The following is a 21,957-nucleotide window of genomic DNA, read 5'->3' on the forward strand; positions in this document are numbered from 1 at the left end:
TGCACTGAATTGTATCAAATACATGTATTTTAAACTGAGATTCTTGCGCGTGTATTTAAATATGATACTGATGTATATTATGCTGATACTTGTGAATCGCGACTTTCTGCCGCACCAAAGTCTGTTGATTTGAAGCTTCGTCCGACGATTATGTGCGCTTGGCTGAACAACGGCCTTAGAAACTAGGGAGGCGCCAAGCAATGAAAACATTTCACTCCGCCAATGAACTCGGCTGGGTCGCGTTCTGGATCGGATTCATCATCTTCCTGTTCGCCGTCTTCATCCCGACGGTGAACCGCATGCTCAATCTCTGAGCGCGCAAACCAACCCTTTCTCCCAGCAATTTTGTCCCGGCTCGAGAAATCGAGTCGGGACATTTTTGTTTGTGCGACGCAATGGCGGTAAATGGTCCGGCATTTCAGCGAGAGTCCACTGAATGTAAAAATCGCGCCTGTGGATGAGTCCGGCGTGCGACACTTTGAAGCAGAGCATGTATAAAATTGTCTCACTGCACAAAAATCGTCGGTTCAACTTTTGAACATTTCTATTTTTGGCAAGAACCCCTTGAATATTCGACATCCGTTCCCGTTGTTGCAGGGGGCGCGGGTGAGACGCTGGCCCCCCGGTTCTGGCGCGCGGCCCGTCAGGGGCGGAAAATCAAACATTCCCTTAGCTTTGTATTTATGAGAGAAATGATGGCCTGGCTTCCGGTTGCCACTCCTGGAGCCGATATCGGAAAAGCCCTAAATCGCTCCGTCAGGCACACGGCCGCCGTTGAAATGTCAGAAAATCACAAGAATAAACAAAATGTAGACGACGCCATGGATAGTAGAGAAGACAGGCAAAATCTCACGTTGCAGCGCAGGCGGGAAGACGCGCTGCGCTGCCTTCTGGCCCATGTGAATCGTGCGCCGACGCGGACGATCGTCGACGAGCTGAAGAAAGATTTGGGCGTCTCCCGCGCGACGGCCTATCGCATGATGAAGTCGTTTCGCACCTGCGGCGCCATCGCTCCGTCGTCCGCGCGCTCCGTGGGGCGCCCGAAGGGCACAAAGGGGCTCGATCCCAAGCGCGAGCGCATCATAGAAACGGCTTTGGCGGCCTTTGTCGCCGAGCCGGAGCGGCCGCGATTTAGCACGCTCGTTCAAGAGATTGCGCGCCAGTGCAAAGAAGAGGCGCTGCCTGTCCCCAATTGGCGAACGATTCGGGCGCGCCTTCGCGAACTCGAAAATCAGCAGGCCGGCGGCGGCAATTAGCCAGCCCTTGCGACCATCAAGTCATACGAGATCCGCTTGATTGGTTCGGTGTCATTCCCGACGCTCGCGCAGCGAGCGATCGGGAATCCAGAGCCAAATCAGCGCTTTTGTGGCATGGATTCCCGATCGGGCCTTCGGCCCGTCGGGAATGACAAGCCTCAATCCGAGCAATTCAACCGGAAACGGGATCATTCCAGACGCTCGCGACGCGAGCCGTAGAGCAAAACCAGCGCGACATTGAGAGCGACGCGCAGCAATCCAGGGCCGTGATGTGGCTCGGGATTGATCCGCGTCCTAGATGAAGGCCACGCTCTGCCCCCTCTCCCGCGTCAGCGGGGGAGGGTTGGGGAGGGGGTCTCTCAATCCGCCGCGAGAATCACATTCTGCGGCGCGAATTGAGCGACGACATTGCCCCCTTCCGAAAGTCCCATCGCTTCGACGTCCTGTCTCGGCAGGACAGCGGTCATCGTCTTTCCAGAGCCGATGTCGATCAGCAGCTCGCAATTGCGCTCGGCGTCGATGCGGCGCGTGATCACGCCGGCAAAGCGGTTACGGGCTTCCTTGGGCGTTTCCTGCGGCGCGCTCAATTCGATAAAGGAGGATTTGACCAGAGCGGCGACCTTACGGCCGGGTTTCAAATCGAGCTCCTCAGTCGCTTCATTGGTGATGATGGCGAGGAGGGTGTGCTCGCCGGAGATCCGCAAAGTGACCTCGACGTCGACGGGCCACTTCTTGATCGAGACGACCTCCGCCTGGAAAACATTGCGGGCCGAGATGCGCACCGCGACGCCCCACAGCAGAAAATCCTCCTGCCCGTCGAGGCCCACTTCCGCAATCATCGAGGAGATGCTCGACAATCTGTCCTCGAGCCTGTGAAAGGTCTCGATCAGCTTGCGGCCCTCGGGCGTCACTTCGGCGCCGCCGCCGCTCTTGCCGCCGGCCTTCGTAACGAAGGCGGGGCTCGGCAGCAGATTATTGATGGCGGCGACGGCGTCCCACGCCGCTTTGTAGCTGAAGCCGGCAGCCTTGGCCGCCTTGGAAATGCTTCCATGCTGCGCAACGGCCTCGAGCACCTTGATTCGGTCCCGCCCGATGAGAAATTTGCCTTCGCTGCGGAGCGCAAGAAGCGCGTCTATCTTTTTGGCTGTCGTCATCCGTCTCGCGCCCGCTGACAAGTTTCACGTCACGTCTATCATATCCTCGGTCGACGCCTCACTCATAAAGAAAGGCGGCGACGCGCGCCGGCGCGGCGGAGGCGCCCTTCAAACGCAGCGGAAAGATCGCCACGTCGAAGCCATGGCTCGGCAATTGGTCGAGGCCGCGCAATTGCTCCATCTGCCAATAGGGCTTGCGACGGCCGACGAGATGGCCCTGCCAGAAGAGGTTCTCGTCGTTTTTCTCTTTGGAGACGCGGATTTGATGATGGAACGGCAGATCCCAGCCCCACTGATCGATCCCCATCACCAGGACGCCTTTATCGATCAGCCATTCGGTCGCCGGCGCGCTCATGCCGGTTCCGCGTTTCCAATAGTCTTTCGTTCCCTGCAGGCGGTCGCGGCCAGTGTGGATCAGGGCGATGACGCCGTCGCCGAGCGCCGCGCCGCTGTCGCGCAGGCTTTGCTCCATATCGGCGACAGTGATCTCCTCGCCGTCGGCCTTGTGGCGCATGTCGAAGACGACGCCGGGGCCGAAGCACATGTCCAAGGGCATTTCATCCACCGTCGCGGGGCGGCGGCCGTCGGAAAGCTCCGGGCCGTAATGCCAGGGCGCGTCGATATGGGTCGTGGAATGGACGCCCATGCGCGTGATCGTGTCATCGGCCCAGCCGGCGAAATCCTTGGGGAAAAGCCGGAAGGGAAGCCCGAGCGCCCGCACCAGCCAACGCGCCTTGCGATGGCCGTGGTGTTTGATCTTCACGCGCATGAAGAAGGGGTCGTTCGGGTTATCGACGATTTCCTTGGACAGATCGACGATGCGCTTTGGTCTGAGACGGGTCATGGAAATTCTCTATGCAAATTCTCTCAGGCGTCGTGGACCGCGAGCCTTCAGGCTCGCCAAACGATTGCGAGCCTGAAGGCTCGCGGTCCATGCGGGGCTCTAGTGGCGCTAGCCCCAGTCCTCGAAGGAGAAGGGCTTGATTCCCTCATTCTCCAGTTCGATCGCGAAGGAAGCGGCGCGCGCAACGAGTTGACTTCGGCGGCTGACGCCGGCGACCCGCGCCGTCACATTCTCCGCGATCTCCGCGATGGGCGCGCCTTCGGCCACCGCTTGCTCCCTGCGGGCAATGCCGACGATGCGTCCGCCGAGCGGCGCGGGAATCGGCGTTTCCCCGATATATCCGATGGGCGCGCCCTGCGTCGCCAGCGCGCCGATCGGCATGTCGGCGCGAAACTGCCCCGAGACGGGAGCCGAGACGACGCTATGTTGCGTTTCCGGCCATTCCTTTGGCCAGCCGTCTCCGGCGCGCAGAATCGCGCCTGGGTCGGGCCCGTGAGTGGCGATGGCCACGTCGCAATCGACGCCCGGCGAGAAGCTCGATCCGAGGCCGATCGTGAACTCCGCGAGATTGAGGAAGGAGCCGACGTCGTCTTCCTTGTCTTCCCGCGCCGCGATGATGACGTGCCAAGGCCAGCGCTCGATTACATCGGCGAGCTGCCCGCGCAGCAAGGGGATGAAGGCGCGGCTCTGCAGTCCGAGCATAAATTCCGACGCCACGTCGGCGCGCCGGGCCTCGACGCCGTCGAGGACGGCGTAGCCGTCGTACCAGGCGTCGGCGAAGCTCATGCGGCGTCGCAGGGTGAGCGGGCTCGCGCATTTGTGCAAAGCGACCGCATAGCCTTCGCCAAAAAGCCCACGCGCCACGGCCGAGGCGTCTTCGCCGATGCCGCACACCAAGACGGTTAATTCACTGGACATTGGACCCGCTCCCCCGCCTGATTAAGCCCCGTGTGGCCCCAATTGGCAAGATTGGGCCGACGCATCGCTCGACCGCTCGAGGGATTCTCAGGGGCCGTTGAAGTGGACGGTTCCGAGGTTTGCGCAATCATAGCCGCCGAGAGCGGCGGCCCGGTCGCGGAAGGCGTCGCTGGCGCAAAATCGGATCAGCTTCTGGAACGGCGGGTCGAAATAGGCCTTGCGCCACACGAGGATATCGAAACGCTCGACCACCAGCGGCGCAAAAGCGAGCTTGAATTGATTCGCCGCGGCTTCAATCCCGAGCCCGACGTCGGCGCGGCCCGAGGCGATCGCCATGGCGAGGTCGGTCTCCGACCGTTCGATCGCCTCGATCGCATTCAGGTCGGTTTTTCGCATCTTCTCCTTCGCCAGCAGTTGCGAGAGCACCAGCTCGCTGCCGGCCTCCGGCTGGCGCGACTGGAAACGACGATCGCCAATATCCGCGAGCGATGTGATCGACTGGCCGGGGGAGGGGCGATACATGAGGCCCCGACTGCGCTTGGCCCACTCCAACAGGACGACGGGTTCGCGGCCCATCGCCTCCTGCACGGCTGCGACGTTCCAATCGTCGAGGCGCGCTGAGGGAATATGCAACCCCGCCGCGACGCAGTCTTTCGACTTCAACCGGGCGAGACCGTCGAGCGCGCCATCGAGCAGCGCCGCAATGCCCGACCGCGATTCGCGCAGCGCCCATTCGAGGAGCGGGTCGTGTCCGCCGGCCATGACGAGCGGGAAATGTGCGGCGGCCGACTCTCGCTCCGCCGGCGCGCTCTCCTCGCCGCTGCTGGCGATCCAGGCCTCGATCTCCTTTTTCGGGAAGAGCAGCTTTCCCGTCACGCGCCGAACCGGCAGGGCCTTTTCCGAGACGAGATCGTAGACCTTGCGCTCCTTCACGCGCAGCAGCGCCGCGAGCTCGCGGGTCGTGAAGTAATCGGACATCCGCAAATTCCTTTCCGCGATTCGCGGAAATTTTGCATAGATTAGACAGGCGGGAAACGCCCTGGCGCCATTCCGAGTGCATAAAAATACAGCATGTTTGGAGGCGCGGGCGGCAGGGGCTGCGCCGCGACGTTCCGAAATAAAGACGCATGATTGCAGGGCATGCAGGCAGGGCATGCAGGGGTAAAGTTACGCGCCGAACTTAAGGCGCACGCGCAAGTCCCATTTGCTGGGACGGCCCATTAAGGGCAGGAACGAAATTCGCGGGATGCCCAACCCGGACTTTTCAGCGGGTATTACCCGCCCAGACGTGTTCTCCGCGTCATGGCCGCGCTTGTCGCGGCCATCCACGCCGCGCCGACGCGGAAAGCTGAGAGCATGAGCCGGAATAACGCCGCTTCTTCTCCTCGCATGTCACAATGTCCTGGCGTGGATGCCCGCGACAAGCGCGGGCATGACGCGGCTGCTAAGGGTTTGTTAACCTGGATTCGGAGCCCTGCGAGCTGCTCGCTTGGCTCATCTTATTTCTTCTGCCCGATCGCCCAGACATAGGCAGCCACAGCCGCCAAATCCGAGTCGCTTAGTTGCGCGCCGCCTTTGGGAGGCATGGGGCTGCGATATTCCTTCGGCTTGGCGACGCCCTGGGCGATCACCTCCCGGATCGACTTCAAACTCCCATCGGACCAGAGCCATTTGCCGCTCGTCAGGTCGGGCGCCAGCGGCGCGCCCTTGCCATTCGCGCCATGGCAGCCGGCGCAGGTCCCGCCCGCCGCATGGCCGTTGAAAATGCGCTCTCCCAAAGCGACTTGCGCGTCCGTTGCACCCGGCGGGACCGGCAGGCTTTTCCCCTCCAAGGCCCCGGCTTCCGGATTGACGCCCTCCGGCGGGCCGGCTTCCTTTGCGCGCGCCGTCGTCTGCGCGGACGCGGGCGCGGCTTCGAGGCCCTGCGCGATGTCGCCATGGTAGGTGATGCGCCAGATGCGGCCATTGGTGTCGTCGGAGACGTAAAGGGCGCCGTCCGGCCCCTGCGCGAGACCCGAGGGCCGATGCGCCGCGCCGCCGGGCTCCTTGGCCCCGCCCGCGAATCCATCGGCGAAGGCGATGAAATCGCCCGCGGGCTTGCCATCCTTGGCGGGCTGGAAAACGACATTATAGCCGCTCTGGGGGAAGGGGGCGCGATCCCACGAGCCATGAAAAGCGATGAAGAAGCCGCCGCGATAGGCGGTCGGGAATTGTCCGCCGCGATAGGCGAGCAACGCGTTCGGCGCCCAATGCGCCGGAAAAGCGGCGATGGGCCCCTGCTTCTCCGCGCAGACGCCGACCTTCTTGCCGCCGTCGCCGCCATATTCGGGCGCAAGCACGAGCTTCTTTTGAAAGCCGTCATAATAGCATTCGGGCCAGCCGTAATCGGCGCCCTCACGCAGCTCGAGAAGCTCTTCGGCGGGAAGATCGGCGCCTTGCTGTGGCGTGTAGAGCTTCGGCCAGTTTTCCGCGAGCTGATCGCGCCCGTGCTGGGTGGCGTGGATGCGATCCCCTGCAACAGTCAGGCCCTCGGCGTTGCGGATGCCCGTCGCGAAGCGCTCAGTGGGCGAGAATTTCTGGTCGCGCTTCTTGGCGTCATAGCGCCAGACGCCGCCGCGCGTCTCGAGCTCCTTGCAGGGGGAAAGGCCCGGCGACTCCGGCATGCGGTTTTCGGCCTGGCAGGAATCGGTCGCCGAGGCTGAACTGAGATAGAGATTGCCGCCCGCGTCGATGACGAAAGGATGCATCGGATGGTCGCCGGTAACCGGCAGGCCGGAGATCACTATTTCGGGCTTGGCTTTCGGCGCGATCTCGCCGGGCGACAGCGCGTAACGGACGATCCTGTCGCGTTCTTCCGCATAAACGGCGCCGTCATAGAACCCGACGCCGGTGCCGCCCGAGCCGCCGCTCTCCGGCGTCTCGCCGAAGCGCTCGACAACATCCGCTGCGCCGTCGCCGTTCTTATCCTGAAGCGCGACGAGGAAGCCGCCTTCGTGGGTCTTTCCTCGCTTCCCGTAATAGCGCCCGCTCCATGTGTTGACGTAAACGACGCCGTTGTCGGCGACGGCGATATGGCGGGCGTGGCCGATCTTATCGGCGAAGATCGTGGCGCAGAAACCCGAGGGCAGCGTTATGCCGGGGTCGCCGCCGGGGCAGGCAGGCTTGCTCTCGCTTTGCGCGGCGCGCGCGCCAAGCGCCGGGAAAGACGCCAAAACGGCCAGGGAGATTGTACCGAGCAATCTTCGACGCATCGACGCCTCATCGGTTTTCATGCTGAAAAATTTGCGCGCGGCGCTACCTCATTTAGAGCGACACTGGCGTGCGGCTAGCTGGGTGGGCGACAGGCGCCCGCCCGCCCGTCACTCTCTAGCGCTTGTCATTCCCGACGGGCCGAAGGCCCGATCGGGAATCCAGAGCCAAAATAGCCGCCTTTGCTCTGGATTCCTGTGTGTCCGAACTGTGCGAAAGTGGATACGGGCGGGAGACCGTTAGATTCCTGGTGATGTCACCGAGATCGGGCTTGGTCCCCGCCCGCGTTTGTATCCACCTGAACAGTTGCACGAGGCTGCGCCAACAGACCTCGCATCACAGGGACAGGCCAAATGACTTTATCCCCTGTTTGCGTCGGAATCGACGTTTCAAAAACCCATCTCGATATCTATGACGCCATCGAAGGCCATCGCCGAGTGGCCAATGTCGGCCCCCACATCGCCGAGCTGTCGCGCTCCTTGCAGGAAAGGGGCTGCTTCGTCGTCTTCGAGGCGACCGGCCACTACGACGCCGCCTTGCGGCGCGGCCTCGAGGAAGCCGGCGTCGCGCACGCCCGCGTCAATCCGGAACGCGCCCGCGACTTCGCCAGAGCCATCGGGCGGCGCGCAAAAACCGACGCCGTCGACGCCCGCATGCTCGCCGAGCTTGGCAGCAGGCTCGCGCCTGAACAGCGCGAGGCCGCCGACCGCACCCGCGAACAGCTTGCCTTCCGGCACAAGCGGCGCGATCAGCTCGTCGACATGCGCCAGCAGGAAAAGGTGCGCCGCAGCGAGTGCCCTGATCCGGCGGCCGTCGCCGACATCGAGCGGCATATCGCCTGGCTCGATGAGGAGATCGCCGCCGTGGAGGCCGGCATCCGCGCGATGATCGACGCCGACGCGGCCTTGCGCGAAAGCGAGCGGCGCTTGCGCAGTGTGCCAGGCGTCGGGCCAGTCACCACCGTGACCCTGCTTGCTCTCATGCCCGAGCTCGGCCGGCGCTCGCCCAAGACGATCGCCGCTCTCGCCGGCCTCGCCCCCTTCAACGACGACAGCGGCGCACGGCGCGGAAAACGCGCGATCCGCGGCGGACGCAGGCGCGTCCGGAGGGCCCTCTACATGGCGGCTCTCTCCGCCTCGCGGTCGAAATCACGACTTGGCGATTTCGCGCGCGCCTTGCAGAAGACCGGAAAGCCGCCGAAGGTCGTCCTTATCGCCGTGGCCAGAAAGATCCTCGTCATCCTCAACGCCATCACGCGGGAGAACGGCTCCTACGCGGCAGCATAAAAACACAGTTGCCCGATCGCTCGCTGCGCGAGCGTCGGGAATGACAACCGGGCCCCGCATGAAACGCTTTAGAGGCCCTCAGGGCCGGAAAGCTCGCGCCAAAGCGCCATCAGCGCCGCCATGACGGCGGGGCCGATGAAAAGCCCGAGCAGTTGAAAACTTTCCGCGCCGCCGAGGATGCCGAGCAGGACCCAGATGAAGGGCAGCTTGATGGCGCTGCCGATGAGATTGGGCCGGACGAAATGGTCGGCGGCGAAGACGACGACCACTCCCCAGGCGACGATGATCAGCGCCGGCGCCATGCCGGCGGTCGCCGCCGCGAGCAGCGCCGCGAGGCCGATGGCGAAGGCCGCCGCGAAGGGGATCATCGCCGCGAAAGCCGTCAACACGCCCAGTAGAATCGGATGCGGCGTATGGGTGAGCATATAGGCCGCGCCCATGAGGACGCCTTCGCCCAAGGCGACGAGCACGAGCCCGATCAGCGTGCCATGCACGGAGGCGATCATCTGCGCCGCCAGCAACTCGCCGCGCGCGCCGAAGAGTTTCGTCGAGGCGATGCGGCATTGGGAAACAAGGCTCTCGCCGCTGCGGAACAGGAAAAACAAAGTCAGCAGCGAAATCGCAAACAGAATGGAGCGGTGGGCGATATTGGCGGAGAGCGAGGCGCCGATCTCCCGCGCGGAGGACGTATTGAGCTGCTGGGCAAGCTCCTTCGCCCAGCCCGCATGCGAGAGATGCGCCGCCCACCATTGCGACGCCCAGGCCCCGACGCCCGGCAGGCGCGCGAGCGCGTCGGGAACCGGCAGGCCGGTTTCCTCGGCGGCGCGGGCGTAGTCGAGGAGCTGGCGGAACTCGGCGGCCGCGTCGACCGCGAGCGCGGCGATCGGCGCCAATATCACGAGCCCGACGAGCAATGCGAATAAGGCGGGCGCAAGCTCTTTCGAGGCGGAGGGGCCGAAACGGCGTTTGAAGCGGCCATAAAGCGGCCAGACGGCGACGGCGAGAACCAGGGCCCAAAGCAAAGCGTGGAGATAGCCCGAGAGGATATAAACGCCCAGCCCCAGCAGGATCGCGCTCGCGGCAAGGGACGCAACGCCTTGGCGCCAGGACAAGGCTTCGAGAGGGGCGACGCTGTCTTGCGGTCTCGCGGGCTGATCCATGCGGCAATTCTCCGTGGGCGAGATTATCGCCGAGTTTCTTTGTGCGCCAATAGACCGGCAGCCGGTATAATTTCCGCCATGACCAGGCGCGAGGCGGATAGCGGGAAGATCGAGGAGACGGGCGACGCCGCCCGGCCGCGCAAGATCATCCATATCGACATGGACGCCTTCTTCGCCTCCGTCGAGCAGCGCGACAATCCGGAGCTGCGCGGCAGGCCGGTGGCGGTCGGCGGCGCAAGGGAACGCGGCGTGGTGGCGGCGGCAAGCTATGAGGCGCGCAAATTCGGCGTGCGTTCGGCGATGGCTTCCGTTACCGCGCGGCGCAAATGCCCCGAGCTGATTTTCGTGAAGCCGCATTTCGACGTCTATCGGCAGGTCTCGCTGCAAATCCGCGCGATCTTCTCTGAGTATACGCCGATCATCGAGCCGCTCTCGCTCGACGAAGCCTATCTCGACGTGACCGATAATTTGAAAGGGATCACTTCCGCGACGCAGATTGCAGAGGAAATCCGCGACAAGATCAAAGCGACGACACGCCTGACGGCCTCGGCGGGCGTCTCCTACAATAAATTCCTTGCAAAGATCGCCTCCGACTATCGCAAGCCCGACGGGCTATTCGTCATCACGCCGAAGATGGGACCGGGATTCGTCGAGACGCTCGAGGTCGGCCGCTTTCACGGCGTGGGGCCGGCGACGAAAGAGAGAATGAATCGCTTAGGGATCGAGACGGGCGGCGATCTCAAGGCGCAGACGCTCGACTTTCTGCAAAGGCATTTCGGCAAGGCCGGCGCCTATTACTATTGGATCGCGCGGGGCGTGGACGAGCGGCCGGTGCGCGCCAATCGCATCCGCAAGTCGATCGGCGCGGAGAATACATTTGCGGAAGATATTTTCACCTATGAGGCCGCTTGCGCGGCGCTCGCGCCGATAGTTGCGAAGGTCTGGCGCGCGATCGAAAATGGCCCGGTCCGCGGACGCACGCTCACGCTCAAAGTGAAATACGCAGACTTCCGCCAAATCACCCGCGCGCGCACCCATGCGAGCCCGATCGCGTCTCTTCGGGAGTTCGAAGCGCTGGCCTTTTCGCTGCTGGGGCCGGTCTTTCCCGTCGAAAAGGGAATCAGGCTGCTCGGCGTGAGCCTGTCGTCGCTGAGCGCTGAGGAGGTGAAGGGTGATGGGCAATTGAAACTGGAAATTTGAACGCAGCGCCGGTTGGCGATCCACGGTGTCTCCCGACGCTCGCGCAAGCGAGCGATCAATCCCAGAATCCAGGTCAACAAACCCTACGCAGCCGCGTCATGCCCGCGCTTGTCGCGGGCATCCGCGCCGGGACATTGCGACACGGGGGAAGAAGAAGCGGCGTCGTTGCGCTCATGTTCTCAGCTTTCCGCGTCGGCGCGGCGTGGATGGCCGCGACAAGCGCGGCCATGACGCTGGAACTCGTCTACGCGAGCTGGTCAAACGGAGACGGTGTTACTCCTCGAAGACGCCTTCGAGCGCGTAATGCGAGATCGTCTTGCGATTGGCGATCAGCTCGTCGATCGTCGGCTCGCCCTTCAGCGCGCGGGAGATCGCGAGCTTCGTCGCCTCGTAATTGGTGCGGTAGAGGTCTCTCTTGTCGAGGTTCTCGTCCTTGGCGCAGCGCGGGTCGAGCCAGACCATGATGATGATGCACAGTTCGTTGGTTTTATCCTTCGGGATAATTCCTTCCGCCACGCAATCGACGATGGCGTCGGCGGTCGCCGCCTGCAACACGCCGCCGAGCAGCTCGACGTAATCTTCCGACTTCACCGTCATCTTGGTGGTCATCATGGTCGCCGGGCGAACCTGCTGGTTCAGATCGCGGATGACGAACATGCGCGGATGGCCGGCGACCTGGCCGGTCATCGAGGCGAAAGCCTGGCCCACCGGACCCTTGACGCTGCCGATCAAGACTTCCGGCATGGCGTCGGTGTATTGCCCGTCCGCCGCGAGAACCGTCGCTTCGCCGGTCGCAAGCCAGATTTCGTCGCTCATAATGAATGTCCTTTGGTTACGGTGTGGCGCGGGAATAGCATTGGCGCACGGCCTGCGAAAGTGGCGCGCCAGTCTATGGGCCGCGCCGTGTCAACGCGCGTCGGCGGCGATGTAGGTCGAGGTCAACGAGGCTCCCGACCACTCGGCCGTCATCGACAATTCCAGCTCGTCCCCGCGCGCTCTGAGACGCACCTGAAGCGGGCCGCCCCATGCGCCTTGCGTGTTCCAGGAGCCGCCGCCAACCGCGCCGTGCGGCCCGCCGATCACTCTTGCCGACCAGCCATTGCTGCTCGAGACCAGATAGCCGTCGCCGTCCCGGCGGATGGCGATCGAGCAGGTCGGGCATTGGCCGGCGGTGGAATAGGTTTGGAGCCAGGTTCCCGTCAGCGGACGACCGCCGCCGTAATCGCCGTAATCTTGCGCAGCCGCGCCGAGCGGCGCGGAGAGGCAGGCGAGAAGACCGAGCGTCCGCAGAATTGACCGCATTTTCAGGAAGCCTTCGCTTAGGTTTGCGCCGATTGGACACGGCTTCGCCTAAGTAGGCATTTTTCGCGTTGGCGCGAAAGTGCCGGACCCGCGCTTTCTGCCCAGGTTTCAACCGCTAGTCGGGGCGCGCCGCAAAGGCCGCGGCCTTGCGTCCGACCAGCGCGGCGAGGGAAATATTTTCCTGTTCGAGCCGCAGGGCGAGGCCCCTTTTGATGCGCTCGACGAGGCCGGGGCCTTCATAGGCCAGCGCCGAATAGAGCTGCACGAGGGTCGCGCCGGCTTCGATTTTCTTCCACGCTGCGTCGGCGCTGTCGACGCCGCCGACGCCGATCAGCGGGAATTGTCCTTCGACCCGCAGATAGGTGTGCGCGAGCATCGCAGTCGAAAGATCGAACAAAGGCGCGCCGGAGAGGCCGCCGGTTTCCGTCGCGAGCGGCGAGCGAAGCGTGACGGGGCGGGAGATCGTCGTGTTGGAGACAATCATCCCATCGATGCGCCGCGCACGCGCCACGCGCACGACGCCGTCGAGCTGAGCGAGAGAGAGGTCCGGCGCGATTTTCAAGAGTAGCGGCCGCCGCACCGGCGCGGCGTCACGCGCCTCGATCACGCGTGCGAGAAGATCGGAAAGCGCTTCCGGCTCCTGCAAATCGCGCAGGCCCGGCGTGTTGGGCGAGCTGATGTTGATGGTGAAGTAGCTGGCGACATCCGCGAAGGTCTTGGCGCCTTCGACGTAATCCGCGACGCGATCAGCGGCGTCTTTATTGGCGCCGATATTCACCCCGACAATCCTGTCGTCGCGGCGCTCCTCGCAATGACGGGCGGAGAGGCGCGCCAGCGCCGGCGCGTGGCCTTCGTTGTTGAAACCGTAGCGGTTGATGACGCCCCGGTCTTCCATCAGCCGAAAGGCGCGCGGCCGCGCATTGCCCGGCTGCGCGCGCGGCGTGAGCGTGCCGACCTCCACGAAGCCGAAGCCGAAGCCGAGCATGGCGTCGGCGACCTCGGCGTTTTTGTCGAAGCCGGCGGCAAGTCCAACCGGGTTAGGAAAATCGAGGCCGAAGGCGGAAACGGCGAGGCGCGGGTCGTTCTTCGGCGGTCGGCGGGCTGGCAGCAGCTTCAGCGCCGCAATGGTGGCGCGATGTGCGTCTTCGGCGTCGAGCAGGCGCAGGAAGGGGAGGGCGAGGCCGAAGACGTCGATCACAGCAGCTCCCCGAAGTCGTGGCGCCCATCGGCGCCCAGCGGCAGCGGCGCCACGCGCGTCACAGCGTCGAGCGACAGCGGCGCATAGAGATGCGGAAACAGCGCGCCGCCGCGGGAGACTTCCCATTTCAAGGCCTCGCCCAGCCTGTCGGCGTCGACGGAAACGAGCAGCAGGTCGGATTTCCCGGCGAAATGTTTCGCGGCGGTCCCTTCGACCTGTTCGGCCGCGGAGAAATGGATGTAGCCGTCTGCGAGGTCGATGGCCGCGCCATGGAAGAGGCCTTCGGCTTCCGCCGCGCGCCATTCGGGGGCGGAGATGATTTTGTAAATTATCAAGGCTAGCGCCCCCTCCCCAACCCTCCCCGCCTCGCGGGAGGAGGAGTCGGTCGTGGTCTTCATCTGCAAACTCGATCGCGAGAGGGAGGGGTCTACTCCGCCGCCTGAGCCTCCTGCAAATCGGCTCTGCGCGGCAATCTCGCGATCATGCCGATTAGCGCGCGATCGGAGAGCGCCACGACACGCTCGCCGCGATTGAGCCACGCCACGGCGTCCTCGATCGTTTCGGCATCGGCGATCTTGGCTTCGGCGACGGCGCGATCGGCGGTGATGGCGCCGCGCTGGCGTGGCTTGCGGGTCGGGAGCCAGGCTTCGTGCAGCGCGCGCAGCTCCGGGTCCGAGTGGATCGCGACGATGGCGTTCACCTCGTCCTCCTCGCCGCGCGCCAGCGCCTTGGAAAGCGCCTTGCCGCGCTTGGCGATCGGCGGCGTCGTCGTTTCCTCCGGCGTCACCAGCACGCCGGCGCGGCGGAAGACGAGGCCGAGCCAGCGCTGGCTCGTGAGCCAGGAGATCGGGATGGCGAGGATGAGGCCGGCGATGGTCGGCGACATCCAGGCGACGAGCGAGGGCGAGATCAGGAGGCCCGCGACGAGGGAGAGCGCGCCCATCGCCATATGCGAGCGGTGGCGGCGCACGATGTCGATCAGCGGCACGGAGCCGTCGTCGCGACGCTGCGGGTCCCAACCCGTGTCGAAGCCGAAGACGATATGCACGACATGGCCCGTCTGGATCAGCATCATGATCGGCGCCAGCAGCGCCGACAGCACGATTTCGAACAGGGTCGAGATCAGCAGCATGATCACGCCGCCCGAGCCCCTGCGCGTCTCCGGCTCATAGATCGCGACGAGCAGGCCGAAGAATTTCGGCGCAAGCAGGATGCCCATGGTGAGCGCGAAGAGCTCGAGCGAGCGCTCCGCGTCGAAGCGCGGGAAGGTCGGGAAGAGCGCGAATTCGCTGGTGAAATATTCCGGCTTGAAGTAGCTCGCCTGGAAGACGATCACGATGCCGACGAGAAGCTGCAGAAGCCACAGCGGCGAGGTGAGATAGCCGAAAATGCCGGTGAGGAAGTGCTGGCGCGAGGCCCAGCTCATGCCCCGTCCGAACAGCACGCGGGAGTGCTGCAGATTGCCCTGGCACCAGCGCCGGTCGCGGATTGAGAGATCGATCAGCGAGGGCGGGCTTTCCTCATAGGAGCCGCCGAGCCTCGGCAGCATATAGACGGCGTAGCCAGCGCGGCGGATCAGCGCCGCCTCGACGAAATCATGGCTCATGATGTGCCCGCCCCACGGCGGGCGGCCGCGCAGGTCGGGCAGGCCGCAATGGCTCGCGAAAGCCTCCGTGCGGATGATCGCGTTGTGGCCCCAGTAATTGCCGTCGCGGCCCATCCAGCAGGCGAGGCCCGTCGCGATCACCGGACCATAGATGCGCGCCGCGAATTGCTGCACGCGGGCGAACAGCGTGTTGCGGTTGATGATGAGCGGCAGCGTCTGGATAATCCCTGAGTCCGGGTCCGCCTCCATGGCGGCGGCGAGCTTCACGATCGTCGGGCCGGTCATCAGGCTGTCGGCGTCGAGCACGACCATATGCGCGTAGGCCCCGCCCCAGCGCGAGACGAAATCCTCGATATTGCCGGCCTTGCGGCCGGTGTTCTTCTCGCGCCGGCGGTAGAAGATGCGGGCGCCGGGCCCGAGCCGGCGGCGGATGGCGATGAAGGCGCGCTCCTCGGCGATCCAGATGTCCGGATTGGTCGTGTCGGAGAGGAAGAACCAGTCGAAATGCTCGGCCAGTCCCGTCGCCTGCACATCCTCATAAATCGTCTGCAGCGCCGCAAAGACGCGGCTCGGCGCCTCATTGTAGATCGGCATGACGACGGCGGTCTTCTCGCGCAGCGTCTCGGGCAGGCCAGCCGACGGGCGGCGCGAGAGCAGCGCGACGAAGCCGACGACGCAGCTCGCGAAGCTCAGCGCGATCCAGGAGAAGTTGAGGATGAAGAGCGCGAGCAGCGCCCATTTCAAGGTCGTGACGCCGCCGACGTCGATGACCTTGTACATCTGCCAGCCGCCATAGACGGTGAGCGCGAGACCGCCGCCGAAGGTCACCAAGCGCGCGAGCCAGGGCGAGCGCCACAACGACGGCGTCTGAAGCTTACGCCGCTGCCGCTGCTCGAATTTGAAGAGATTTTGCGCCGGCATCGAGAGCCGGTTTTCGATCGGCGTCGGCGGCGCGGCGGCCGGGTCTTTGAACGCCGGCGCCGGCTGGGCGGAATCGACGGGCGTAAGCGTCAGGGTGTCCATCTGTAGAGCCACGTTTCGCTGATCGGCTGCTCGTCCGCGCGCAGGACGAGACGAATTTCACAATAGTTTTCGCCGGCGGGATCGACGTCGAACACGACACGGCAGGTTTTCGCCTGCGGATTGAGAAACGTGCGCACGTTCGTCGCTGATCCGGGCGAAGTGGTCAAAGCGGCCGAAAGACGCGCCGTTTTTTGCGGGTCGCCCAGAACCTCGCCAGAAAAAACGACAACAAAACGGCGCAGCTTGGCGCTTGGGACTTTACCCGAGCGGGACTGAACGGCGACCGCCAGCGGCGGACGGCTCGGCGGCTCCCAGCACCAGAACTGGCGATAGGCGAAATTAGCCTGCGCGCCGCCGACCAGGGGCGACTTCGGGCGCCAGTAAGCGACGATGTTTTCGTTGTTTTCGGACTCGGACGGGATTTCGACGAGCTGCATGGCGCCGTCGCCCCAGTCGCCGAGCGGCTCGATCCACAGGGACGGGCGGCGCTCCCAATGCTGGTCGTCATCCTGATAGCTGGAGATGTCCCGATCGCGCAGCAGAGCGCCGAAGCCCTTGGGATTGACGTCGACGAAGGACGAAAATTGCAGCTCCTCGCGGTTGGCGACTGGCCGCCAGAGCCACTCGCCGGAGCCAGTCAGCATCTGCAGGCCGTTGATCGCGGTCACCATCGGCCGCAGATCGTCGTTGCGGCGGCGGGGATTGAGCGGCGCGTAGAGCGAGGCGGCGGCAAAGCCCGCGACCCCATAATGATCGACATTGGTGCGCGGGAAGAGCGTCAGCTCGGTGTCGATGATCGTCGCTTCGCCCGGGCGCAAGGTGAAGTGATAAACGCCGGCGACGCTCGGCGAATCGAGGAGCGCATGGATAACGAGCGCATTGGCCCCGAGAACGGGCTTCTCGATCCAGAAGCTGCGGAAGGCCGGGAATTCCTCGCCGCGCGGGTCGGCTGTGCGGATGGAGAGGCCGCGCGCCGTCACCCCGAGATTCTGGCCGGCGGCGACCGCGCGATAGAAGCTGGCGCCCTGGAAGATCGCCAGCTCGGCTTCCTGGCCACCCGGCGGCGCGCGCAGCACGCGAAAGCCGGAATAGCCGATGTCCGGCAGTTTTTCAGGGACTTTCAGGCCGCCATAGTCGAAGCGGCTCTGGTCGTAGCCGATTTTGACCGCCGCGCCATTGTCGATGACGAAGAGGTCGACCGCCGCGGTAAAAATATTGCCGCGATGCAGCGGCTCGATCGAGAAGCCTTTGTTGTCTCCAGCCCATAAGGCCGACCCTGGCTTGGTCTTGATGCCGACGAATTGCTCATAGGTGAGGCTTGCGAAAGGCTCGCGCAAATCGGCGGGCGGCGCGGCGTAGGGGCGGGAGGCCAGCGTGCGCGCGAGCTCGACGATCACATCTCGCGAGAAAGTCGCCGGCGGCGCCGGGGTGGCCGGGGGCGTCGGCTCGGCATGGAGGATAGAAGGCGAAATGCCCGACGCAAGGGCGCCGAAAGCCGCTTTGAGAACATCTCTACGTTCAAACATTGAGCAACCGGGAGCGAGGTCGGACGTCGGTCGGGATGGCGCGTCGCTCCTCTATAGAAGAATTTCTGGGAACAAAAAGGAATTCTTGCGGCGCAAGCGCGCCTCTCGCGAGCTGCCCCTCATTTGCCTCTCCCCCGCTTGCACCCTTGCCCTCGGCGCTTCGAATCTGCAACAAACGGGCCGAAATTACGCGGCCTCGCCGCGCTGCACGCAACCAAAGGCGCCTCATGTCGAGCTCCCGCAAAGCGCTCGCGATCGTCCTCGCCGCCGGCGAGGGGACGCGTATGAAGTCGGATACGCCGAAGGTTTTGCATCAGGTCGCCGGCCGCTCGATGCTGGCCCATGTGCTCGCCGCTGTCACCGAGGCAGGCGTCGAAACGGTCGCCGTCGTGGTCGGGCCGGGCCGGGAGGACGTTACGGCCGAAGCGCTGAAGCGCGCCCCACACGCCCAGACCTTCGTCCAGGCGGAGCGGCTGGGCACGGCGCACGCCGTCCTCGCGGCGCGCTCGGCGATCGCCGCCGGTTGCGACGATCTCCTTGTTCTTTTTGCGGACACGCCGCTCGTCACCGGCGCGACGATCCGCGCGCTGCGGGAGGCGCTGGCGGGCGGCGCCGGCGTCGCGGCCCTGGGTTTCTCGGCGGCCGACCCCTTTGGTTACGGGCGTCTGCTGCAGGACGAGGCGGGGCGCCTCGTCGCCATCCGCGAAGAGAAGGACGCGACCGCGGCGGAGCGCGCCATCCGGCTGTGCAACGCCGGGCTGATGGCGATCGACGGGGCGGCGGCCGCGGATTGGCTCGGCCAGATCGGCAATAGCAACGCCAAGGGCGAATATTATCTCACGGATATCGTCGAGATCGCCCGCGCGTCCGGGCGCGAGGCGCGGGTTGTCGTCGCCGACGAGACGGAAGTGCTCGGCGTCAACGACCGCATCCAGCTCGCCCAGGCCGAGGCCGTCGCGCAGAACCGCCTGAGGCGCGCCGCCATGGCCGCGGGCGTCACCATGATCGCGCCAGAGACGGTTTTCCTGTCCGCCGACACGGTTTTGGGCCGCGACGTGACGATCGAGCCCAATGTCGTCATCGGCCCCGGCGTCTCGATCGCCGACAAAGCGGTGATCCACGCCTTTTCGCATCTCGAAGGCGCAAGCGTCGGGCAGGGCGCGACGATCGGGCCTTTCGCTCGGCTGCGGCCGGGCGCGGCGCTTGCGGAAGCGGCGAAGGTCGGCAATTTCGTCGAGATCAAGAACGCCAATGTCGCCAAGGGCGCAAAGGTCAATCACCTGACCTATATCGGCGACGCCGACATCGGCGCGAACGCCAATATCGGCGCGGGCACGATCACCTGCAATTACGACGGCTTCTTCAAATATCGCACGGAGATCGGCGAAAACGCCTTCATCGGCTCAAATTCCGCGCTGGTCGCGCCGGTGAAGATCGGGGCGGGGGCCTATGTGGGCTCGGGCTCGGTCGTCACCAAGGATGTGCGCGGCGACGCGCTGGTGGTCGCGCGGGGTCGGCAGATGGAGAAAGCCGGCTGGGCGGCGTCTTTCCGGGCGATGCAGGCGGAGAGGAAGGCTGCGGCCAAGAAGTCGTGACTATGGTTTGCGCGAGGCTGTGCTAAATTCGACGATATGATCGCCCTCTCTAAAGACTCAGAAGCGCTCGCCCGCCGGTTGGCCGAGGCAAGGCATCTTCCTGTTCAAGATGTGATCAAGCAGGCGCTCGAGGCGAGCGCCCGCTCTGCCGGGGTTTTGCGTGAAGCTTTCGAGCCGAGCCGGCTGGCCGAAACCACGGCTGCGCGGAAAGCGTCCATCGCCCGGATTGTTGCCCAGGTTAAAGCCTTGCCGATCCTCGATCCTCGGTCGCCCCAGGAGATTATGGACGAGCTCGACGAGCCGTGATCGTCGTCGACACCTCCGCGCTCATCGCCGTACTTCTCGATGAGCCCGAAAGCGAGGCATTCGAGGCGGTCCTGCTCAGCGAAGCGAGCGTGATGTCCGCGGTCAGTCTGCACGAGGCTGCTTGCGTCATGCGCGCGCGGCACGGGAGGGAGGGCGTTGCGGAATTATTGGAATTGATCGCTGTCTGCGAGATCACGATCGAGGCTTTCGACGAAGCGCAGGCTCGTATCGCCATGCAAGCCTTCGATCGCTTTGGGAAGGGCATCGATCCGCGCGCGCGGCTTAATCTTGCGGACTGCGCCTCCTATGCCCTCGCCGCGTTCATGGGGCTCCCGCTCCTCTGCAAAGGCGGCGATTTCGCCGCTACAGACATCCGCTTACGCCTTAAGGGGGTCTAACGATCCGTTTAGCGGTTCCCTTAACCTTGAATCAGACCGAAGCGTCCTGCAGCGCTTTTGCTATGATCCTTTTTCGGAGGCAGCCCCATGTGTGGAATCGTCGGAATTCTCGGAAAAGGCCCGGTTGCCGGACAGCTCGTCGAGGCGCTGAAGCGGCTGGAATATCGCGGTTATGATTCGGCCGGGATCGCCACCCTCGAAGAGGGCCGCCTGACGCGCCTTCGCGCCTCCGGCAAGCTGAAGAATCTCGAAGAAAAGCTCGCCGCGAGCCCCATGCGCGGGAGCGTGGGCATCGGCCACACGCGCTGGGCGACGCATGGCAAGCCCAATGAGGACAACGCCCATCCCCATGCCAACGCCCGCGTCGCCGTGGTTCACAACGGCATCATCGAGAACTTCCGCGAGCTGCGCGAGGAACTGATCGCCAAGGGCCACGCCTTCACCTCGCAGACCGACTCGGAGGTCGTCGCCCATCTTGTCGCCGACGAGATGCAGGCCGGCGCGGCGCCGCAGGCGGCGGTCGCCGCTGCACTGAAGCGGCTCAAGGGTGCCTTCGCGCTCGCTTTCCTCTTCAACAACGAACCGGACTTGCTCATCGGCGCGCGGCGTGGCTCGCCGCTCGCCGTCGGCTGGAGCGAGGAGGGCGCTTATCTCGGCTCTGACGCGCTGGCGCTTGCGCCCTTCGCCACATCGATCGCCTATCTCGACGAAGGCGATTGGGTCGTGTTGCGCCGCGAGGGCGCGCAATTCTTCGACGCGCAAGACGCGCCTGTCGAGCGGCGCCGCCTGCCGTTGCAGCAGGGCTCGTTCCTGGTCGACAAGGGCAATTACCGCCATTACATGGCCAAGGAAATTCACGAGCAGCCGGAGGTCGTCGGCCGCACCCTGTCGCATTACCTCGACCTTGCCGAGGGCGTCACGCGCCTGCCCTTCGAGCTGAACTTCGATCCCAGCAAGCTGACGCGGGTGACGATTTCCGCCTGCGGCACCGCTTATTACGCCGGGCTCGTGGCGCGCTATTGGCTGGAGCGTTTCGCCCGGCTGCCGGTCGAGATCGACATCGCCTCGGAGTTCCGCTACCGCGACCCGCCTCTGGCCGACAACGGCCTCATGATCGTCGTCTCGCAATCGGGCGAAACCGCCGACACGCTCGCGGCGCTGCGCTACGCCAAGGCGCATGGCCAGCACATTCTCTCGATCGTCAATGTCGAGACCTCGACCATCGCCCGCGAGAGCGACACGGTGGCGAAGACCTTGGCCGGGCCGGAAATCGGCGTCGCCTCGACCAAGGCGTTCACCTGCCAGCTTGCCGTTTTCGCCTGCCTCGCCTTGGCGCTCGGGCGCGCGCGGGGCGTTTTGACGAAGGAACGCGAACGGGAGCTGGTCTCGGAGCTCATCGCCGCGCCGGGACAGATGGCCGAGGCGCTGTCTCGCGAGGCGGCGGTCGAGCCGGTGGCGCGCGACGTGGCGCGGGCGTCCAGCGTGCTCTATCTCGGGCGCGGCCCGTCCTTTCCGCTGGCGATGGAAGGGGCGCTCAAGCTGAAAGAGCTTTCCTACATCCATGCCGAGGGCTACGCGGCGGGCGAGCTGAAGCATGGGCCGATCGCCTTGATCGACTACGCCATGCCGGTGATCGTGCTCGCGCCGCCGGATGCGAGCCTCGAAAAGACGGTGTCGAACCTGCAGGAAGTCGCCGCGCGCGGCGGGCATCTGATCCTGATCGGCTCGCCGCGCGCCCGGCAGGAGGCGTCGGCGGAGCTGGCGGGCTATATCGAGATGCCGGAGACGGTCTCGGGGCCCTTCGCGGCGATCGTCTACGCCGTGCCGGCGCAGCTTCTCGCCTATCATGTGGCGACTTTCATGGGCAAAGACGTCGACCAGCCGAGGAATCTCGCGAAGAGCGTCACGGTGGAGTAGGGGCCGCCTTGCGCCCCTC

19 protein-coding genes are annotated in these 21,957 nt (G+C 64.7%); 7 read left to right on the forward strand and 12 right to left on the reverse strand.

What is annotated here, in order from left to right; genetic code table 11:
- The first annotated feature begins 500 nt into the window (after positions 1–500).
- Positions 501–1,256, forward strand: a complete 756-nt coding sequence (locus tag JJT62_RS19125) for a helix-turn-helix domain-containing protein (protein WP_246744789.1) — start codon at positions 501–503, stop codon at positions 1,254–1,256.
- A gap of 359 nt (positions 1,257–1,615) precedes the next feature.
- On the opposite strand, the gene JJT62_RS08965 is transcribed toward JJT62_RS19125, so the two are convergent.
- From JJT62_RS08965 to JJT62_RS08985, 5 genes are all read right to left on the reverse strand, one after another.
- Positions 1,616–2,410, reverse strand: a complete 795-nt coding sequence (locus JJT62_RS08965; RefSeq protein WP_202072364.1) for a TOBE domain-containing protein — start codon at positions 2,408–2,410, stop codon at positions 1,616–1,618.
- Positions 2,411–2,468: 58 nt separating this feature from the next.
- Positions 2,469–3,254, reverse strand: a complete 786-nt coding sequence (locus tag JJT62_RS08970) for a cyclase family protein (RefSeq protein ID WP_202072365.1) — start codon at positions 3,252–3,254, stop codon at positions 2,469–2,471.
- Between the two features lie 108 nt (positions 3,255–3,362).
- Positions 3,363–4,172, reverse strand: a complete 810-nt coding sequence (locus JJT62_RS08975) for a hypothetical protein (RefSeq protein WP_202072366.1) — start codon at positions 4,170–4,172, stop codon at positions 3,363–3,365.
- An 87-nt stretch (positions 4,173–4,259) separates the two neighbouring features.
- Entirely contained in the window at positions 4,260–5,150 is an 891-nt protein-coding gene (locus JJT62_RS08980) for a helix-turn-helix transcriptional regulator (RefSeq protein WP_202072367.1), read from the reverse strand.
- Positions 5,151–5,671: 521 nt separating this feature from the next.
- Positions 5,672–7,423, reverse strand: a complete 1,752-nt coding sequence (locus tag JJT62_RS08985) for a c-type cytochrome (protein WP_246744790.1) — start codon at positions 7,421–7,423, stop codon at positions 5,672–5,674.
- 351 nt (positions 7,424–7,774) lie between these two features.
- On the opposite strand from JJT62_RS08985, the gene JJT62_RS08990 reads away from it, so the two are divergent.
- Complete coding sequence (locus JJT62_RS08990) at positions 7,775–8,707, forward strand: IS110 family transposase (RefSeq protein WP_202072369.1); 933 nt, start codon at positions 7,775–7,777, stop codon at positions 8,705–8,707.
- 68 nt (positions 8,708–8,775) lie between these two features.
- Here JJT62_RS08990 and JJT62_RS08995 read toward each other — a convergent pair whose 3' ends face one another.
- Positions 8,776–9,867: an AI-2E family transporter gene (locus tag JJT62_RS08995; protein ID WP_202072370.1), complete on the reverse strand. Its 1,092-nt coding sequence runs from the start codon at positions 9,865–9,867 to the stop codon at positions 8,776–8,778.
- 78 nt (positions 9,868–9,945) lie between these two features.
- Between JJT62_RS08995 and dinB the strand changes: the two genes are divergently transcribed.
- Entirely contained in the window at positions 9,946–11,067 is a 1,122-nt protein-coding gene (dinB, locus tag JJT62_RS09000) for a DNA polymerase IV (protein ID WP_202072371.1), read from the forward strand.
- A gap of 273 nt (positions 11,068–11,340) precedes the next feature.
- On the opposite strand, the gene fae is transcribed toward dinB, so the two are convergent.
- The 6 genes from fae to JJT62_RS09030 form a co-directional block, all read right to left on the reverse strand.
- Entirely contained in the window at positions 11,341–11,883 is a 543-nt protein-coding gene (gene fae, locus JJT62_RS09005; RefSeq protein WP_202072372.1) for a formaldehyde-activating enzyme, read from the reverse strand.
- Positions 11,884–11,973: 90 nt separating this feature from the next.
- Entirely contained in the window at positions 11,974–12,369 is a 396-nt protein-coding gene (locus tag JJT62_RS09010; protein ID WP_202072373.1) for a hypothetical protein, read from the reverse strand.
- 115 nt (positions 12,370–12,484) lie between these two features.
- Entirely contained in the window at positions 12,485–13,567 is a 1,083-nt protein-coding gene (locus JJT62_RS09015; protein ID WP_202072374.1) for a quinone-dependent dihydroorotate dehydrogenase, read from the reverse strand.
- On the reverse strand, positions 13,564–13,902 hold the full coding sequence (locus JJT62_RS09020) for a DUF952 domain-containing protein (protein ID WP_370568507.1): 339 nt from the start codon (positions 13,900–13,902) through the stop codon (positions 13,564–13,566). Before JJT62_RS09020 ends, JJT62_RS09015 begins: the two co-directional genes overlap by 4 nt.
- A 92-nt stretch (positions 13,903–13,994) precedes the next feature.
- Positions 13,995–16,196, reverse strand: a complete 2,202-nt coding sequence (gene mdoH, locus JJT62_RS09025) for a glucans biosynthesis glucosyltransferase MdoH (protein WP_202072376.1) — start codon at positions 16,194–16,196, stop codon at positions 13,995–13,997.
- The gene (locus tag JJT62_RS09030) at positions 16,184–17,722 is read right to left on the reverse strand and encodes a glucan biosynthesis protein (RefSeq protein ID WP_202072377.1); all 1,539 of its coding nucleotides are present in this window, start codon (positions 17,720–17,722) and stop codon (positions 16,184–16,186) included. Before JJT62_RS09030 ends, mdoH begins: the two co-directional genes overlap by 13 nt.
- A 227-nt stretch (positions 17,723–17,949) precedes the next feature.
- Between JJT62_RS09030 and glmU the strand changes: the two genes are divergently transcribed.
- The 4 genes from glmU (at position 17,950) to glmS (ending at position 21,938) form a co-directional block, all read left to right on the forward strand.
- Positions 17,950–19,317: a bifunctional UDP-N-acetylglucosamine diphosphorylase/glucosamine-1-phosphate N-acetyltransferase GlmU gene (gene glmU, locus JJT62_RS09035; protein WP_202072378.1), complete on the forward strand. Its 1,368-nt coding sequence runs from the start codon at positions 17,950–17,952 to the stop codon at positions 19,315–19,317.
- Between the two features lie 36 nt (positions 19,318–19,353).
- The gene (locus JJT62_RS09040; RefSeq protein ID WP_202072379.1) at positions 19,354–19,623 is read left to right on the forward strand and encodes a hypothetical protein; all 270 of its coding nucleotides are present in this window, start codon (positions 19,354–19,356) and stop codon (positions 19,621–19,623) included.
- On the forward strand, positions 19,620–20,021 hold the full coding sequence (locus tag JJT62_RS09045; RefSeq protein ID WP_202072380.1) for a type II toxin-antitoxin system VapC family toxin: 402 nt from the start codon (positions 19,620–19,622) through the stop codon (positions 20,019–20,021). The genes JJT62_RS09040 and JJT62_RS09045 overlap by 4 nt, the downstream gene beginning before the upstream one ends.
- A gap of 87 nt (positions 20,022–20,108) precedes the next feature.
- On the forward strand, positions 20,109–21,938 hold the full coding sequence (glmS, locus tag JJT62_RS09050) for a glutamine--fructose-6-phosphate transaminase (isomerizing) (RefSeq protein WP_202072381.1): 1,830 nt from the start codon (positions 20,109–20,111) through the stop codon (positions 21,936–21,938).
- Positions 21,939–21,957: the final 19 nt, after the last annotated feature.

The organism is Methylocystis sp. Sn-Cys, from assembly GCF_016745395.1.
GTDB lineage: Bacteria > Pseudomonadota > Alphaproteobacteria > Rhizobiales > Beijerinckiaceae > Methylocystis > Methylocystis iwaonis.

Bases quoted from the DNA above. Each gene is read 5' to 3' on its own strand.
- JJT62_RS08975 (WP_202072366.1), bottom strand. From the start codon at position 4,172: ATGTCCAGTGAATTAACCGTCTTGGTGTGCGGCATCGGCGAAGACGCC.
- JJT62_RS08990 (WP_202072369.1), top strand. From the start codon at position 7,775: ATGACTTTATCCCCTGTTTGCGTCGGAATCGACGTTTCAAAAACCCAT.
- JJT62_RS09010 (WP_202072373.1), bottom strand. From the start codon at position 12,369: ATGCGGTCAATTCTGCGGACGCTCGGTCTTCTCGCCTGCCTCTCCGCG.
- glmU (WP_202072378.1), top strand. From the start codon at position 17,950: ATGTCGAGCTCCCGCAAAGCGCTCGCGATCGTCCTCGCCGCCGGCGAG.
- glmS (WP_202072381.1), top strand. From the start codon at position 20,109: ATGTGTGGAATCGTCGGAATTCTCGGAAAAGGCCCGGTTGCCGGACAG.
- JJT62_RS09040 (WP_202072379.1), top strand. From the start codon at position 19,354: ATGATCGCCCTCTCTAAAGACTCAGAAGCGCTCGCCCGCCGGTTGGCC.
- fae (WP_202072372.1), bottom strand. From the start codon at position 11,883: ATGAGCGACGAAATCTGGCTTGCGACCGGCGAAGCGACGGTTCTCGCG.
- JJT62_RS08965 (WP_202072364.1), bottom strand. From the start codon at position 2,410: ATGACGACAGCCAAAAAGATAGACGCGCTTCTTGCGCTCCGCAGCGAA.
- mdoH (WP_202072376.1), bottom strand. From the start codon at position 16,196: ATGGACACCCTGACGCTTACGCCCGTCGATTCCGCCCAGCCGGCGCCG.
- JJT62_RS08980 (WP_202072367.1), bottom strand. From the start codon at position 5,150: ATGTCCGATTACTTCACGACCCGCGAGCTCGCGGCGCTGCTGCGCGTG.
- dinB (WP_202072371.1), top strand. From the start codon at position 9,946: ATGACCAGGCGCGAGGCGGATAGCGGGAAGATCGAGGAGACGGGCGAC.
- JJT62_RS08985 (WP_246744790.1), bottom strand. From the start codon at position 7,423: ATGCGTCGAAGATTGCTCGGTACAATCTCCCTGGCCGTTTTGGCGTCT.
- JJT62_RS08970 (WP_202072365.1), bottom strand. From the start codon at position 3,254: ATGACCCGTCTCAGACCAAAGCGCATCGTCGATCTGTCCAAGGAAATC.
- JJT62_RS08995 (WP_202072370.1), bottom strand. From the start codon at position 9,867: ATGGATCAGCCCGCGAGACCGCAAGACAGCGTCGCCCCTCTCGAAGCC.
- JJT62_RS09030 (WP_202072377.1), bottom strand. From the start codon at position 17,722: ATGTTTGAACGTAGAGATGTTCTCAAAGCGGCTTTCGGCGCCCTTGCG.